The sequence below is a fragment of the Anaeromicrobium sediminis genome (genome assembly GCF_002270055.1).
Lineage (GTDB): Bacteria > Bacillota > Clostridia > Peptostreptococcales > Thermotaleaceae > Anaeromicrobium > Anaeromicrobium sediminis.
In genome coordinates this window covers 166900-181720 of sequence record NZ_NIBG01000003.1, presented here as the reverse complement: position 1 = coordinate 181720, position 14821 = coordinate 166900, and the positions used below count along the sequence as shown (strand labels likewise).

22 protein-coding genes are annotated in these 14821 nt (G+C 30.0%); 3 read left to right on the top strand and 19 right to left on the bottom strand.

What is annotated here, in order from left to right; all coding sequences use genetic code 11:
* Positions 1-7: 7 nt before the first annotated feature.
* The 15 genes from CCE28_RS05580 to CCE28_RS05525 all read right to left on the bottom strand — a co-directional run bounded on the left by CCE28_RS05580 (position 8) and on the right by CCE28_RS05525 (position 9153).
* Positions 8-532: a GNAT family N-acetyltransferase gene (locus CCE28_RS05580; protein ID WP_095131815.1), complete on the bottom strand. Its 525-nt coding sequence runs from the start codon at positions 530-532 to the stop codon at positions 8-10.
* Positions 533-854: 322 nt separating this feature from the next.
* Positions 855-1730, bottom strand: coding sequence for a hypothetical protein (locus CCE28_RS05575; RefSeq protein WP_095131813.1), 876 nt, complete (start codon positions 1728-1730; stop codon positions 855-857).
* A 20-nt stretch (positions 1731-1750) separates the two neighbouring features.
* The gene (locus CCE28_RS22150) at positions 1751-1906 is read right to left on the bottom strand and encodes a hypothetical protein (protein WP_176461676.1); all 156 of its coding nucleotides are present in this window, start codon (positions 1904-1906) and stop codon (positions 1751-1753) included.
* Positions 1907-2006: 100 nt separating this feature from the next.
* A complete protein-coding gene (locus CCE28_RS22145) occupies positions 2007-2180 on the bottom strand; it encodes a hypothetical protein (RefSeq protein WP_176461675.1) in 174 nt (57 codons plus the stop codon).
* Between the two features lie 127 nt (positions 2181-2307).
* Positions 2308-3183, bottom strand: a complete 876-nt coding sequence (gene dapF / locus CCE28_RS05570; protein WP_095131811.1) for a diaminopimelate epimerase — start codon at positions 3181-3183, stop codon at positions 2308-2310.
* Positions 3176-3523, bottom strand: coding sequence for a cupin domain-containing protein (locus CCE28_RS05565; protein ID WP_095131809.1), 348 nt, complete (start codon positions 3521-3523; stop codon positions 3176-3178). Before CCE28_RS05565 ends, dapF begins: the two co-directional genes overlap by 8 nt.
* A 106-nt stretch (positions 3524-3629) precedes the next feature.
* Positions 3630-3812 (bottom strand): DUF1737 domain-containing protein, encoded by a 183-nt coding sequence (locus CCE28_RS05560; RefSeq protein ID WP_095131807.1) that lies wholly within the window; start codon positions 3810-3812, stop codon positions 3630-3632.
* Between the two features lie 189 nt (positions 3813-4001).
* On the bottom strand, positions 4002-5051 hold the full coding sequence (locus tag CCE28_RS05555) for a hypothetical protein (protein ID WP_095131805.1): 1050 nt from the start codon (positions 5049-5051) through the stop codon (positions 4002-4004).
* A gap of 171 nt (positions 5052-5222) precedes the next feature.
* Positions 5223-5372, bottom strand: a complete 150-nt coding sequence (locus tag CCE28_RS22140) for a hypothetical protein (RefSeq protein ID WP_176461674.1) — start codon at positions 5370-5372, stop codon at positions 5223-5225.
* Positions 5365-5856, bottom strand: coding sequence for a hypothetical protein (locus tag CCE28_RS05550; RefSeq protein ID WP_141228318.1), 492 nt, complete (start codon positions 5854-5856; stop codon positions 5365-5367). Before CCE28_RS05550 ends, CCE28_RS22140 begins: the two co-directional genes overlap by 8 nt.
* Positions 5826-6161, bottom strand: a complete 336-nt coding sequence (locus CCE28_RS05545) for a YtrH family sporulation protein (protein ID WP_095131802.1) — start codon at positions 6159-6161, stop codon at positions 5826-5828. Before CCE28_RS05545 ends, CCE28_RS05550 begins: the two co-directional genes overlap by 31 nt.
* Before the next feature lie 100 nt (positions 6162-6261).
* On the bottom strand, positions 6262-7140 hold the full coding sequence (locus CCE28_RS05540) for a GNAT family N-acetyltransferase (protein WP_095131801.1): 879 nt from the start codon (positions 7138-7140) through the stop codon (positions 6262-6264).
* A 114-nt stretch (positions 7141-7254) separates the two neighbouring features.
* Positions 7255-7974, bottom strand: a complete 720-nt coding sequence (locus CCE28_RS05535) for an SDR family NAD(P)-dependent oxidoreductase (protein WP_207652857.1) — start codon at positions 7972-7974, stop codon at positions 7255-7257.
* Positions 7975-8056: 82 nt separating this feature from the next.
* Positions 8057-8542, bottom strand: a complete 486-nt coding sequence (locus CCE28_RS05530) for a GNAT family N-acetyltransferase (RefSeq protein WP_095131798.1) — start codon at positions 8540-8542, stop codon at positions 8057-8059.
* A 47-nt stretch (positions 8543-8589) separates the two neighbouring features.
* A complete protein-coding gene (locus CCE28_RS05525) occupies positions 8590-9153 on the bottom strand; it encodes a DUF3795 domain-containing protein (RefSeq protein WP_176461673.1) in 564 nt (187 codons plus the stop codon).
* Between the two features lie 315 nt (positions 9154-9468).
* Here CCE28_RS05525 and CCE28_RS05520 point away from each other — a divergent pair, with 315 nt between their 5' ends.
* Complete coding sequence (locus CCE28_RS05520) at positions 9469-9879, top strand: hypothetical protein (RefSeq protein WP_095131794.1); 411 nt, start codon at positions 9469-9471, stop codon at positions 9877-9879.
* Positions 9880-10069: 190 nt separating this feature from the next.
* Here CCE28_RS05520 and CCE28_RS05515 read toward each other — a convergent pair whose 3' ends face one another.
* The 3 genes from CCE28_RS05515 to CCE28_RS05505 all read right to left on the bottom strand — a co-directional run bounded on the left by CCE28_RS05515 (position 10070) and on the right by CCE28_RS05505 (position 11981).
* Complete coding sequence (locus CCE28_RS05515) at positions 10070-10507, bottom strand: DUF523 domain-containing protein (protein ID WP_095131793.1); 438 nt, start codon at positions 10505-10507, stop codon at positions 10070-10072.
* Positions 10508-10633: 126 nt separating this feature from the next.
* Entirely contained in the window at positions 10634-11110 is a 477-nt protein-coding gene (locus CCE28_RS05510; RefSeq protein WP_095131791.1) for a GNAT family N-acetyltransferase, read from the bottom strand.
* A 31-nt stretch (positions 11111-11141) separates the two neighbouring features.
* Positions 11142-11981, bottom strand: a complete 840-nt coding sequence (locus CCE28_RS05505) for an MBL fold metallo-hydrolase (RefSeq protein WP_095131788.1) — start codon at positions 11979-11981, stop codon at positions 11142-11144.
* 438 nt (positions 11982-12419) lie between these two features.
* Between CCE28_RS05505 and CCE28_RS05500 the strand changes: the two genes are divergently transcribed.
* Together CCE28_RS05500 and CCE28_RS05495 are read left to right on the top strand one after the other, a co-directional pair.
* Complete coding sequence (locus CCE28_RS05500; RefSeq protein WP_330396821.1) at positions 12420-13739, top strand: aminotransferase class V-fold PLP-dependent enzyme; 1320 nt, start codon at positions 12420-12422, stop codon at positions 13737-13739.
* A gap of 113 nt (positions 13740-13852) precedes the next feature.
* Positions 13853-14329, top strand: a complete 477-nt coding sequence (locus CCE28_RS05495; RefSeq protein ID WP_095131783.1) for a DsrE/DsrF/DrsH-like family protein — start codon at positions 13853-13855, stop codon at positions 14327-14329.
* A gap of 76 nt (positions 14330-14405) precedes the next feature.
* On the opposite strand, the gene CCE28_RS05490 is transcribed toward CCE28_RS05495, so the two are convergent.
* Positions 14406-14804 (bottom strand): GNAT family N-acetyltransferase, encoded by a 399-nt coding sequence (locus CCE28_RS05490; RefSeq protein ID WP_095131780.1) that lies wholly within the window; start codon positions 14802-14804, stop codon positions 14406-14408.
* Between the last annotated feature and the right edge of the window lie 17 nt (positions 14805-14821).

Sequence of the window (14821 nt, the reverse complement as noted above, 5' to 3'; positions counted from 1 at the left end):
CTTAGCTTTAAAGTTTTAACTCTAAGTGTATATCTTCCGGCTCTAAATCGTGCATTTCCTTGATAAATTCTTCTGCAAGTGTACAACCTACTCCCATATAAAATCTAACTGTATTCTCAAATGGAGTTGCTGAAATATAGAGTTTTTTAGCTCCCATTTCTAGTGCCTTCTTTCGAACAAGTTTAACTAACTCTGTTCCTATCCCCTTTCCCCTATAATTCTTGCTTACATAGAGTTTATCAAACTTCAAATATTCATTATTTATACCGAAAAACTGACTATCTAAAGCTGCAATTCCACAAATCTCGGCACCCTCAAAAGCACCATAGATTGTGCCTCCTCTATCGGATATGTCATGTAATATTTCAATATAGTCTTGTAGTTCTTTTTCATGCCAGCCCTTTATATGGTAAAATTCTTCTTTAATTATTAGTTGTCCATCTTTATGGAGACATATTCTTTCCACAACTTCACTTCGATCTATTTCGCTCAATCTTATATTTTCTTCTTTTAAAAGCTTTCTAAATTCCATTTTTAGCTCCTTTCCTAGTTCAATAAATACTTTTTCTTATTATTTTAAATACCTAAATGATATAAAGGAATAAGTTCATGTTTTAATACTATTTATTTTCCTCCAGTAATTAAATCTATAAGTTTTGTTCTCATCATTCCATGTTGGATGCCATTTAGATAATAGCATTGGATTTCTATATATTTACAATTCTATCACACTTTTTTAAAAAAATTAGAGCATAGGTTTTAATCTATTTTACTTCGATTAAAACCTATGCTCTTCATTCATTTTAATTTAAATCTATTTTTTCATTTTGCATGGAATGATCCAAGTTATCTCCTTATTGAAAATTAAAAAATCTATGATTTCCCCAATATTCACTAAACCAATACTTTTTATTCTGTCCATTATGATATGTTTCTTCATAATACTTTTCATCATCAGAATATAATTGTATTATTATCCCTAAGTAATTAATATTCATTCCATATGTATCTTCATCTTCATTTTCTAATTGAGTAGCTAAATGCATTTCAACTAACTCTCTGATTTTTTGAATATCTCTATCTTTATAAACTTTCTTTCCTTTCAACTTGATTAATAGCACATTCCCTTTGTAGAGTTTTTCAAATACTACATCTTTTATCCCCCAATATTTGCCTCTAACTTTTCTTGAAAAAGTCTTCATATTTGAATTTTCTACAATTCTTGATGGTAATTCTATATGAGTATTCTCATAATAATTAGACTCTAATTTACCAGAACTAATTTGATTAAACTTGTGTTCAATAATTTTTGTTTCATTAATGAAAATTTTAAAGATTACTCTATCCCAATCTATATTCCTATTAAATACATTTGAATATGGAAATGCAGTATATTTGTATGTTCTCTTTAATATGAAAACTTTCATTATAAACTTTTTAATATTGTCAATTTCGTTTCTTTCCACGTTCTCATTAAAATATATATCAATATTCATACTTTTCTTATCTCTATAGACCTTATGCATAACTAAATTTCTTATACCAAACAATTCTTTAAACAAGATATCTGCGTTTTCATCAGTAATATAATCTATATTATTATCATCTTTATACTTTTTTTCTATATTTTTTATATGCCCATTATCTAAACTAGTAGTTTCCTCTATTGTGCAACTAATAAATATAAGAGTTAAAACTCCTACCATAACTAATAGTAACACTCTTTTCAAATCCTTACCCCCTTAAAAATTTAGTTTTTGGCATCTAATCCATTGCCACAGGAACTATCTAATATTTTTGAACCTATTTGTAGTGTATCTAATATTCTTTTATGCTCATTTATAAAAGCATCCTCTAAAACATTACTATCATAGCCTGAATATAAAATATTATAAAAAAATGACACTGAATTATATTGTTATTTTATAATATCTGTTTTCAAAACTAAAACTCCTCCCTTAAAATAATTTATCATAATCTAAAATGCTACTTGTCTGCTTTATATCCTAAAATCCATTCGTTTTTCTTTTTTTCTTTCTATATAAGTGTACTAAAAGATTTACTCCTAATATAACAAAAATAATGATTTCCTTAGTCCTACTAGTTAATTCAAAAGTTGATATTATAGCAATATATATAATTAAAGGCAAGAAGCCTGCTAACCATTTCATTCTACTCAATTTAATCCCTCCAGTATTTTCATAATGTTAAAATCCTAGGTCTTCATTCACTATAAAAAGTTTCATTCTTTCTTTGTCATATTGTCCTTCTATAGTCACTATGTTAAAACATACTCTATCCTTTGTTTTACAATCCATACATTTCTATATCTTCTAACAATTCATCGCTTAGGATTCCCTCACATATTTGTCTTACTTCTCCTGTCATTCTGATATTCCAATTATCATCTATTTCTATTTTTAATTGTCCACCAATCATTTTTATTGTTACTTCATTTTCAATTAATCCTTTTTTCCTCATTATACTGGCTACGGCGCAAGACGAACTTCCAGAAGCTAATGTAAATCCTGCTCCTCTTTCCCAAATTAACACTTCAACTTCTCTTCTATTTATAACCTTTGCAAATTGTACATTTATCCTATTAGGGAACATATGATAATTTTCAATTTTCGTTCCATACTTTTTAATTTCATCTATATCTAAGCTTTCTTTCAAAATCACACAATGAGGATTCCCTACTGAAACACAATTTATTTTATATTCCTTATCTTCCAATAAAATAACTTCACCTTGAACTTCTTCTTTTTCATATTTTGTAGGTATTAATTCAGATTTAAAGATTGCTTTTCCCATATCTACAGTGATTACATTTGCCTTACCCTTTTTTATTTCTTTAATGTTAGCCTTTACTATACCACCCTTAGTTTCAACAGTTAATTCCTTTTTATTAATTATGCCGTAATCAAAAACGTATTTACAAAATATCCTTAATCCATTTCCACTTTTTTCTGCTTCTGAACCATCAGGATTATAAATTCTTAAACCAATATCTGCATTTTTAGAACTAACTTTTAGTAAAATTCCATCTGAACCTATGCCAAAATTAACATTACATATTCTTTTTATTGCCTTTTCATTCAATTCAAATGTAATATTATCTTCATCAAGAACTATGTATTCATTTCCTAAACCATGTGACTTTATAAACCTATTTCTATTCATTTCTCTCTCCCATTTTCTTATATCTATCCTTTTCACCAAAGAATGTAACATCTGCATACCCAGCATATATTTTTGCTGAATGTTTCACTCCACTTTGAATATAGTATCTATCACCTTTCATATAAGTTCTTCTTTCTCCATTTATGGTCAATTGAATTTTCCCTTCTAATACAATACCCCATTGGCATTCGTGTGAATGCTCAGGTAGTTCAGCATCCTCACTAAACTCCATAAATAATATCTGATGATTATCGCCCTGTGATAAATGTACCTTAAGTCCTTGTAAAGGAATATCTGCTTCTGGAAGATTTATTATTTCTTTTGGAAATATTTCTGACATTTTAATTCCTCCTTGTTCATTTCTTGTGTAGATTAAGACATAAAAATACCGTAAAATTCATTTATGAATAATGCGGTATTTTTATTAATTATTAATTTTTTAATATTTACTTTTTCTCACTATTATCGTTAATAATTACAGCTTGTGCCACAATTACATCTTCTCCATTAAATGTACATGAAGGAGATCCATATAATTTATAACCTTCATCAAGTAATTTAGAAATTCTCTTACAAAAATTCGCATCATCTTTTCCAGTAATTAATCGATATTTAAGTTTCTTTTCCATAATAACTCCCCCTATTATAATCAATATATAACAACTTTAGATTAAATTATAAGAGGATTATAACATATTATTCCTGCATTCTAACTATTTTTAATATCGTATTATTCAGTTATCAAAGATCATTATTCATGATATGTCACACCATTATTGGTAAACTCATGCTATATGCAGTAGCAATACTTATATGTATTATTTCTTAAATCTTAGAATAGATAATTTATAATCTTGATCATCTGGTTTTAAAAGGTTTACTTCTTTCCATTTATCATTTACCTTAATATATTCATTTAGTAATATATCTTCACCATTTGTAAGTCTTACAAAATCAAATCTGTATTCATTCTCTTTTCCACTTGCATATATTGATACATATGAATTCTCTTTTTCTACTTTATCAATTTTATCGATAATTTTATACCAGTTACCATAAACAGCCTGTACAAGAGCCTTGCTATGCCATTGCCAAAAATGCCATGGAGCACAAAGAAAATCCTCTGGTATATAATCTACAGATTTTATTTTCCATCCTTCTTTTTTATCATATATTGTAGTAATAATTCCATAGTAATAGGCAAAATAGCCAGGTTCAGGTTTGTATTCTTCATCTTTGGAATAAGGTGGTCCTGTAATTATTTCAATTTCTGCCATGTAATATTGGATATTTAGGGGTATATTTGGAGGTTGAAATGCTAGATATAATTTTAATAAAGTAGTATGTCCTACACCTGAAAAAGAATCTTTGAATTTTTCTAAGGATATTTCTTTTTTAGTTTCACTACTTAATAACTCATAGGCGAAGGGATAAGGAGTTCTGCTCCGGCCTACAGTGCCACACCCTCCATGGTATCCTATCATATTTGCTGCATCCTTCAATATGGAATAATAGGCATGAATTACATCTTTAGGTTTATTATATTTTTGTGGATATCCTTTGGGAATATATGGAGGTTCTAATTCTTTAAATAACCCCTCATAACCTTTATACTCATACTTTAATTTCAATACTGGTTCTTTAGATGGTCTTGCAAATCTCTCCTTATAAAAATCATTATCATTTTCCTTCATAACAGACTTTGATAACTCTGTTCCGTTCCTTTGTTTTTCAAGTTTATGTATATAACCACCTACTACATAAGGTTTTGAGTTGTTATTTATATTTTTAAATAAAGTTAATGATAAAACTGTAATAACTATAGTAAATATGAATACTAGAGTAATATCCTTTTTATAAATAATCATCTAATCTCCTCCCACTTTAATCTATTCAAAATGAGAGATTACTAGAATAGATGGGTATAAAATTAAACTAAATACTCACATAAAGATATATAATAATTTGATTTTTAATTACTTCAATCCTTTATACCGGCTTGCAAACCATAATAGTTTGTTATGAGCTGTACAATACCTTTACCCGTCTTGCTTTCCAAGGTATTTCGTAGTAATTTTTTTATTTCTAAACTCTACCCAGAATTCATTATCTTTTATACCATGTGATGTGGAAAAATTGCCAAATAGTTGAGTACTATTACTCTTTGAATATTTCATTGTTTTAAGCATCATTGATTAGTTTAGTTTCTATCCAAATTTTTAAAACATCAGACAAAAACATCTTAGCTACTTTCAGTTTATATTCCTTGTTTGTTACTTTAAAAATTCTTCCATCAATAATTTCTCCTATTATATCTATATCAATAGTTTTTACTTCACGACCTACTAATTTGCAATATTTCTCTTCCGCATACTTCTCAATCGTAATTTTATCTATTTCATCTCCTTCGTGTATTAATACAATCTCTACGTCTTTAAGAATTAGCTTGTGTCTATTAATGGATTGTTCAAGTTTTTTTAATCGTTCATCCTTTGCTTCTATTGCAATGTTAAGCTTTCGTATTTCTTCATAATACTTGTCAATTCTATAACTGACTAATGCAATAATCATAGACGATCCGATTACACAACCAATTATAATACCTGCTATTGTTGAAATAAAATATTTTAGCTTTCCTGAACCTACTCGCCCCATAGAGAACCACTCTTCCATAATAGCTTAATAATTAACTGTCCTAGATTTGCTCCTATTAGGGCTGAAACAATATATGCTACTTGTTTTACTACAGATTTAATTTCTCCTTTTAATATTCCTTGTTCAATGATTTCAAAGGATGAGAATGTGCCTCCAAGGCTAACAGCTACTGCCCAAATCTTAATTGAACTGGATATATCCATCATGGTCTTAAGAGGAGGGTGATTATTAATCAAAGCTGCAATTCCCGCAAAAAAGCTAGCACCAATTATCACTCCTAATGCTATCAAAAACATATATACAAGATTGTTGATAAAAACCATACCCTTAACCACCTTTATACTTGTTATTAAAATATATAGACAAATTAAATTTACTTTATAAATATAGCAGAGATGTTCCATCTTCCCCTAATAATTAATTCTATGTATGAGAAGTCATAGGGAATAGTATTTCATCACATAAGGGGTCTTTTGTTCTTACAAATAATGTATCATCTATTCTTTCAGCAACTCCACGCATCACATTATATTTACTTTTTTTAGGTATAAAGTAAAATTGAACCCGTTCATCCTCTTCCCTTACTACTTTTTCTAGAACATCATCTAAGTTAATAGGCTTTTGGCTTATAATATCGTACAAATGTAAAGTATGATCATTTCTTCTAGCTATTACAATACTATCATCCTCCATTAGATAGTACATATCGTTCCTATATTCATACAAACAATATACCAACAAAGGCCACTGGTCATTGATGATACCTAACTTTTCAGATATAGGTTTCCTATTTTGTACAAGCCTTTTTATGTTTTCTCTATCATTTTCATTTTTTATATCAAGTCTCTTAATAGGGACAACTTTTCTCTTTATATCTTTTGCTTCCATCTCATAACTATTTTCACTAATCTTTTCAAATCCAAATTTAGGATAAAATTCTAAGACTGAATCATTGGCAAAAAGATAAATTAAGTCACATGAGTTTTCATATTTTTGAATAACATGGTTCATAAGTTTAGCTGCTAATCCCATATTTCTGTATTTAGAATCTGTCATAACAGTTCCGATCTGAATAGCTTTCTTAATTTTACCATCCATAACAAGATTCATTTTATTTACAGACACATTTGCAATGATCTTGTCATCTTGCAAATAAGAGTAGGCAATATACTTATCCCCCAAATATCCGTTCTGATACCATTCTTCAAAATTAAGGCCAAATGTGTTCTTTGCCAATTCATTAAAACTTTTTCTATAGACTTCTATATCCATATAGGAACTTATTATTTTACCGTTTTTCATATTTTTTCTCCTAACCTACTTTTGATACGCCTCAATTTTCTTATATTGGGACAGTCCACATGTCTTATGTGGACTGTTTGCAAATAGCTCATTAGTGTATATCTAACACTAAAATTACCACTCTAATTCATTAACTAAAGGCTGGACAAATTCAACTCTATCTTTCACCTTTAAACTGCTAACCCAATTATAAATATTATTTGCCCCTTCAGACGGGTTCATATCAGCATCTGATGCAGCCATATTAGTTTTTAATTTACCAGGATGTATTGCTCCTAAGTAAATACCTTTATCTCTTAGTTCTTGATCTAAACAAATAGTTAGCATATTTTGAGCTGCTTTAGCAATTCTATATGAATAAGAAAAATTTCTTCCTTTAAATTCGCCTGATGCCATCTTTGTTAAAGAACCCAATCTTGAAGAAACATTTATAATCCTAGGATTCTTTGAGTTATATAGCATCTCTAATGTGGCTTGGACTGTTCTCACAACACCTAAACAATGAATATGAAATAAATTGCTCATCTCATTTGTAGTAACTTTCATAATCTCATGCTCTTTCGCTGTAATTCCAGCGTTATTAATCAATATATCTATTTGGTCAGTGTATTTTGTCAATGTAGACTTTATAATTTTAATACTATCATCAGAACTTATGTCAGCAACAATTGGATAACAGTTTTCTTTAAATTCTTTCTCTAACTTTCCTTTTCCTTCTATACTTCTAACTACCGCAAATACCTCATATCCGTTTCTTAGAAAAACTTTTACCAATTCATACCCTAATCCTCTATTTCCACCAGTAATTAATACTTTCTCTTTTATCTTTTCCACCCCCATAATTTTAATATTGATTCCCACTAATGAGCTTACTGTGGGCTGTTTGCAAATAATATTTCAGACCAAAGTAATATCCCTATCTATCTTTTTTCAGCAGATCCAATTCCATTGGAATAAACCTTATGCCATGTATTGTGTTCTCTGAATCTACCTGTTTAAACCCTAGTTTTTTATAAATATTAGCAGCATATGGTGATGAATTCACCGTAATTTTTTCTAAATTCTGATTTCTCATTTTGCATCTTTCTATTGATATTTCATATAATTCTCTACCAATGCCATGCCCTTGATAACTTTTATCCACAAAATATAATGAAATATGACTATAATTTCTCACTTCTATAATCCCTACTATATTATTCTGGTCAGTGGCCACTACCATAAAATGATTTTTCTTTAACCTATTGGCTATATTACTAGGCTCAATGTATTTCATAAACTCATCTATACCTTCGTCTGAATACTCTGGTGAAATAAATTCATTAAAAGCCTTTCTTATTATATTAAAAACCTCGATTTCTTCACCATCTTTTATGGCTCTATATAATATACACCCTTCCATATGGCACCTCCCTGTTTAATTGAAAAATCACTAATGTCTTTTAAATACTACTTTTGTTTTGAACTACTTTTCATACCAATCTTAAATAGCTTCCCGTTAAGCCAACCAAATTTGTATGATCTATTTTTAAATTTTTCCCCACAGGAGGAGCAAACTCTTTCATACCATGAAAATTCAGTTCCACAAGCGGAACATGACCATCTGTTTTTTTCTCCTTCTAACCATGTTTCCACGCCATTAACTTTAATGCTCTCTAGGTTCCTACTCCGGTCTTTAAGATGTGGTAAAATACGTTCACCTTCTCTTTGTTTTTTATGTATGTTACAAGGATAGTCATCACAACTAGAGCAATGCTCAATTTCTCTTTCAATTGCACAATTTTTAATCTCACAACTTCTACAATTTACAAATACAGTATCCGATTTGCAACCCTTGCACTTAAGTTCCAAATCACTTTCAGTATAAGGCAATCTTTGGGAATCTTGAAATAATTTAATGGTATCCACATCCCAAAACTTTGAAAAGCTGCTCTTTTTCCCAGTTTTATATGCTCTATGAATACCACAAGCTCCACAATATAATCCGCAATAAGAATCTGTATTTTTGGACATTTTGCACCCTCCCTTATTTACTTTAATATATTTATTGTTCATATTCTTTATGTATTCGCTATTCTTGTTACTTTGCCTTTCTAAGATTTCTACTAGGCTTAAATGGTTTTTGCATGTTAGTACAAAGTATAAAGACATTTTCCCAAGTCAAAATCCATTTTTTTACTTTTTTAATAATGTTAACATATAATATAAGTGCTGTCCCCTGTATTTTAATTACTATAAAAGATACACATAATAAAAAACTATTTTTATGTTTTGGATAATTATGGTAGTATGTAACAGGAATAAAGAATTTAAGAGTGGTGAATAGAAATGAAGATAGCTGAAATAATGGAAATTACTATGGATCAACCTTTAGGATATATTGAAAAACAACTAAAAAGCAATTTTATAGGTCTTAAATGGGAAATTGAGCATACAGAAGACTTGAGAACTGAAGAAGGCCATAGGGTGAAAATCTATTTTGGGGTTACTTCACCTTATGGAGGTGTAACCTTTGCATCATTTATGAACCATGGTGGCGGATATGTTCCATACTATATTAAGCTGACAGAAGTTGGTGATGATGAAACAAAAGTACTGGTTGCAATAACAGGTACAGAAAATGTCCATGGCGATTATGGCGGTAGGAATAGGAATATTGCAGAGCAGGTATTAGAAATGTGTCAAAAAGATTGTGCTAATAAAACCTTTAAAGAAAAGGTGAAAAGTTTTTTCAAATAAGTTAAGTAGTGAAAAAAATTTTATGTCTAAATGAGAAGGTAATGCCTTCTTGATATTTAATAGTTTGCAAAATCTACTCTGACTCATATTCCTGTCTTCAGCACTAGAGTAAATTTTGTAAACTATCTCTTTTTCATCCTTCGGGTATAGACAATGTGAACTAACAAAAATGTATTGTTAGCTGAAGCTATTATAATTTATCTAAATCATTTTCTGTATACACTTCAATCCCATTTTTAATAAACAACTCAGCAGCCAAACCATTTCCTTCTTTAAGTTTACCTGAAAACGTTCCATCATATATTATTCCATAGCCACAAGTAGGACTCTTTGATTGTAATATTGCCTTTTTAATACCTATGATTTTAGCTATTTCTAAAGCCTTTTCTGCACCTTCAATAAATTCTTTCGTAAAGTCTTGTCCTTCTTTAGCAGCTATTTTTTTATTTCCGCTTTTGTTTATAACAATTTCACAACATGGTCTCGGAGTAGGTAATCCAGCTATTAGTTCAGGACAAATAGCAATAGCTTTTCCTTCTTTTACCCACTCCTTTATAACTTTGTTTTCACTATTACTTCCATTGTATCTACAATTAACTCCCGCTAAGCAAGAACTTACCAAATACATATCACTGCATCTCCTTTTGTTATATATCATAATATAATTACCTCTCTACTTTATAGTATGTCTCTCTAAGCACAAACCCCTCTGAATAAAGACACGTAGTTGTTCTTCACAATCATTTTACCTCTTCTATTTCTGTTGCATATATAAAGTATTCGGATAAAATCCAAGTTTCTTATAAAACCCTATGGTTGATTCATTCTCCTGTGATACTGTTACTCCAATAACCTCACAATTCTTTTCTTTCAACCATTCTATATGTTTACCTGCAAGTTTTTGCCCAATTCCATTTCCTCTACTATTCTCATCTACATGTATTGATTGAAGTTCTCCCTTCCCTTCAATTATGGTTGATATACAATATCCAATATATTCATCGTTATTTTTTGCCACAGTTATTTTCATTGTGTCTTTATCAAATACACTGAAAGCTTTGATTCTTTCATCAAATCTAATAGATCTATATAATTCCTTAAAATATTCGGAAGTACTCTCATGATACTTTCTGTTTTTTTCCCAAAGGTCCTTTATAACTTCAACCTCATCATAAGGAATGTCAAAAAATGTGAAAAGTATACCTCTTTTTCCAATGTGTTTAAACTCCATAGTCTCATCCCTCTCTCTAAATATAAAATATCTATATGTATTCTAGAATTAGACCTACACCTACTTCTTTTAAATTTACTACCTTAGATAACTCTATCTTCGACTTTAAATCTGTACAATGACATGCATGAACTTCCTTTATATCTGCTTGACCAAAATATTCTATAGTCCCTTTTAATTGTTCTTCCGTAGGATTAAGTAAATGGAATCCTCCAACCACATCAACAACTCTATCATCTTTACAAATCTTCTTTGCATATTCAATAATATTACAAATACCTGCATGGGAACATCCCGTTATGATTACTAATCCTTCTGATGATTTATAAACTAAAGCAGAATCATCTATTACATAATCATCTACTTTCGTTCCCTTATCTTCAACTTTCCCAATTGGTACTTTATTTTCAAAATCATTCTTTCTTTCTATTTCTCCAAGAAAAACTATTTTCTCCGTTAACCATACAGGGTCTTTACTTAAATTCATATTAAAATGTTTACCTAATTTTTCATCGCTCATAATACAACCTATTTCCTCATTATCATTAAAATCCTTATATAAAAATGCATATGGATGTGCTATAAGTGTTGGCTTATTATGATTTATATTTTCTATTTTTGCTTCTGTATAAAGTCTAGTTAGAGGTACTAACCCCCATGTATGATCAATATGGCCATGTGAAATAGCTACAAAATCCAAATTCATAAGATTTACGTTCATTTTCTGTGCATTCTTAATAAATGCATCTGTATATCCTGTATCAAATAAAATATTTACATCACCATCTTGAATAAAATAGGCTACTCCAGGCTCTCCAATAAAGTAGCGATCTATTAAAGTATTATTATCTATCAGTACTTTTAATTTCATTTTTCTCCCTCATTTTCTTATAATTTTAATACTGCATAAATCATTCTAACATTTCTATTGCTTATATAAGGTATTGGATAAAATCCTATGGTAGATTCATTCTCCTTAGATACTGCTACCCTATTTTGTCTTAATTTTTTATGAAACTCTAAATTATTTCTAAAATAGAATTTTACATAATATTACCATTTCTATAAAAACTGGACATAATCCTCCTATGAACCTCCCTCCATTTATTTTTATTAAGCTACAGCACTATTAATTTCAGGTGGAGATCAAGTAAAAAAGTGATAAATTTTAATGAATTCATATTGGCCCGTTAAATTATTTATGCTTTATTCTAAAATTTATCACCATTTTTATATAGATGAATAAAATAATTATTAAAACGCTATAAGTAGGTGAGCTTTTATGGATTTCTTCAGGCATCCTGTAAATTTGAGGAATCTTGTCGTTGGTGTAGATATGAAAGTTCCTTTATCTAATGGTGCTTTTGTTAAAGCAATAAATTTTGATAATGCTGCCACAACGCCACCTTTCTCCTCTGTCATACAAGAGATTATTGATTTTTCACCATGGTATTCTTCTATTCACCGTGGAACTGGTTATAAATCACAATTTTCATCAAGCCTCTATGAAAAGTCTAGAGAAATCGTTGGAAAATTTGTAAAATCAGATCCCAAAAGAGATACAGTCATCTTTGTAAAAAATACAACCGAGGCCATTAATAAGCTATCCTATCGACTCTGTGAAGATCATAAGAAATGTGTTGTGCTATCCACCTGCATGGAACATCATTCTAATGATCTACCTTGGCGCAACAAATACCAAGTGGACTATATTGCCCTTGATGAAAACGGTAGGCTTTGCTTAAAAGATCTAGAACATAAGCTAAAAAAATATGATGGATCTACTGCACTTGTAACTATTACAGGCGCTTCTAATGTTACAGGGTATAAAAATCCTATTCACAAAATTGCTACTCTCGTTCATAAGTATCATGCCAAAATCCTTGTAGATGGTGCACAGCTTGTTCCACATGTTCCTGTAAACATGAAGCCTTGGGGTTCTTTAGAACACATTGATTATTTAGTTTTTTCTGCCCACAAAATGTATGCTCCCTTTGGTACTGGTGTTCTTATAGGTCCTAAAACTACTTTTGAAAAGGGAGATCCAGACTATGTAGGTGGAGGTACCGTTGATATGGTAACCCATGACTATATCCGTTGGTCAGCACCTCCACATAAAGAAGAAGCAGGTTCTCCAAATATCATAGGCGTAGTAGCTTTAGCAACTGCAATTAAAACACTAAATTACATTGATATGAAATACGTAGAAGCGTATGAAAACAACTTAACTTCCTATGCTCTACAAAGACTTAGTAATATACCTGATATTGAGTTGTATGGAGATAAAGAACATTATGGTGATCGTGTCAGTATCATCCCATTTAATATCAAAGGCATTCCCCATCATATGGTTGCGACTATTCTTTCCTATGAAGGTGGCATTGCCGTGCGAAACGGTTGTTTTTGTGCACAACCCTACATCCAAAATCTCCTTCATATCCCATTAGATGAAGTAAAAAAGAGAATCGATGATCCCACTGCTGATCATCCTGGAATGGTTAGAATCAGCTTTGGTCTGTATAATACCTACTCAGAAATAGATACATTCACTAATTTTATAAAAAGAATCATTAGATATAAAAAATTTTACTTAGAAAAATATAAAAATATAGACCCTCCTAAAATTTAAGAATCTTCTTCCTAGAAGGTTCTTGCTATTTTTTATGATAAAACCATTTTCTTTTGGTTACAATAAGCGTATCTAAAAAGATGAAGCTTTTTATGTAAAGGGAGGCTTACATAATGAATAAAAAGATGACCCTATTATTATTTAGTGGCGAATATGATAAAGCAATGGCTGCTCTTATATTGGCAAATACTGCGAGAGAAATGGACATAGAAGTCACAATATTTTTTACCTTTTGGGGTTTATTTTTGTTAAGAGATCCAGAACGTATTTCTAAGGAAGACAAAACAACCTATGAAAAAATGTTTAGTATGATGACACCTAAAGGTCCTGAAGCTTTACCTTTGTCAAAGATGAATTTTAGTGGTCTGGGTAAAAAAATGTTATTAGAGATGATGGAAGATGATGATGCACCTCGCTTAATTGATTTTTTAAATGGTGCCCGCAAAAAAGGTGTAAAGTTTTATGGTTGCAAATTATCTATGGAAATAATGGGTTTAAAAGAAGAAGAGCTCATTCCTGAATTAGAAGTAGTTACAGCAGACAAATATATAGCAGATGCCATGGATTCAAATATTCAGCTATTTATTTAATCTAGTTACTAAAAAAGATGTCCTTATTAGGAACATCTTTTTTATCTATATCATTTAAACATATTTATCTATCTGGCTAACTCTCTTTTAATCTCATACCTATTGCAAATTTTTCAAAATCCATTTTATTATAAAATGGTACTAAATGTGGCTCACAAAAAAACTGTATGTGAAGATTGTTTTCTTGGCAGTACTCTACCAACATACCTATTATTTTTGTTGCAACTCCATTATTCCTATATTCAGAACGGACACCTACCCCACATAAATAAGCGTTTATTATTCCATCAGAGACTATTCTGCCAGTGCCGATTAAATCATCTTTACAATAGACGTAAACAGAATAATAAGAATTTTTCATTGTTTTTAGTAATTGCTCCGAACTTAACTTTAAAAATCCATTCCATCCAAGGTGGTCGTAAAGATTATATAATTCTTCTTTTTCAGGTAAATCTGTTGTAAATATAAACTCCATCAAATACTCTCCTTTAT

What these genes read in the sequence shown, in the direction of transcription:
- CCE28_RS05580 (WP_095131815.1), bottom strand. Translation starts at nt 532, where the DNA reads ATGGAATTTAGAAAGCTTTTAAAAGAAGAAAATATAAGATTGAGCGAA.
- dapF (WP_095131811.1), bottom strand. Translation starts at nt 3,183, where the DNA reads ATGAATAGAAATAGGTTTATAAAGTCACATGGTTTAGGAAATGAATAC.
- CCE28_RS05565 (WP_095131809.1), bottom strand. Translation starts at nt 3,523, where the DNA reads ATGTCAGAAATATTTCCAAAAGAAATAATAAATCTTCCAGAAGCAGAT.
- CCE28_RS05560 (WP_095131807.1), bottom strand. Translation starts at nt 3,812, where the DNA reads ATGGAAAAGAAACTTAAATATCGATTAATTACTGGAAAAGATGATGCG.
- CCE28_RS05555 (WP_095131805.1), bottom strand. Translation starts at nt 5,051, where the DNA reads ATGATTATTTATAAAAAGGATATTACTCTAGTATTCATATTTACTATA.
- CCE28_RS22140 (WP_176461674.1), bottom strand. Translation starts at nt 5,372, where the DNA reads ATGCTTAAAACAATGAAATATTCAAAGAGTAATAGTACTCAACTATTT.
- CCE28_RS05550 (WP_141228318.1), bottom strand. Translation starts at nt 5,856, where the DNA reads ATGGAAGAGTGGTTCTCTATGGGGCGAGTAGGTTCAGGAAAGCTAAAA.
- CCE28_RS05545 (WP_095131802.1), bottom strand. Translation starts at nt 6,161, where the DNA reads ATGGTTTTTATCAACAATCTTGTATATATGTTTTTGATAGCATTAGGA.
- CCE28_RS05540 (WP_095131801.1), bottom strand. Translation starts at nt 7,140, where the DNA reads ATGAAAAACGGTAAAATAATAAGTTCCTATATGGATATAGAAGTCTAT.
- CCE28_RS05530 (WP_095131798.1), bottom strand. Translation starts at nt 8,542, where the DNA reads ATGGAAGGGTGTATATTATATAGAGCCATAAAAGATGGTGAAGAAATC.
- CCE28_RS05525 (WP_176461673.1), bottom strand. Translation starts at nt 9,153, where the DNA reads ATGTCCAAAAATACAGATTCTTATTGCGGATTATATTGTGGAGCTTGT.
- CCE28_RS05520 (WP_095131794.1), top strand. Translation starts at nt 9,469, where the DNA reads ATGAAGATAGCTGAAATAATGGAAATTACTATGGATCAACCTTTAGGA.
- CCE28_RS05515 (WP_095131793.1), bottom strand. Translation starts at nt 10,507, where the DNA reads ATGTATTTGGTAAGTTCTTGCTTAGCGGGAGTTAATTGTAGATACAAT.
- CCE28_RS05510 (WP_095131791.1), bottom strand. Translation starts at nt 11,110, where the DNA reads ATGGAGTTTAAACACATTGGAAAAAGAGGTATACTTTTCACATTTTTT.
- CCE28_RS05505 (WP_095131788.1), bottom strand. Translation starts at nt 11,981, where the DNA reads ATGAAATTAAAAGTACTGATAGATAATAATACTTTAATAGATCGCTAC.
- CCE28_RS05495 (WP_095131783.1), top strand. Translation starts at nt 13,853, where the DNA reads ATGAATAAAAAGATGACCCTATTATTATTTAGTGGCGAATATGATAAA.
- CCE28_RS05490 (WP_095131780.1), bottom strand. Translation starts at nt 14,804, where the DNA reads ATGGAGTTTATATTTACAACAGATTTACCTGAAAAAGAAGAATTATAT.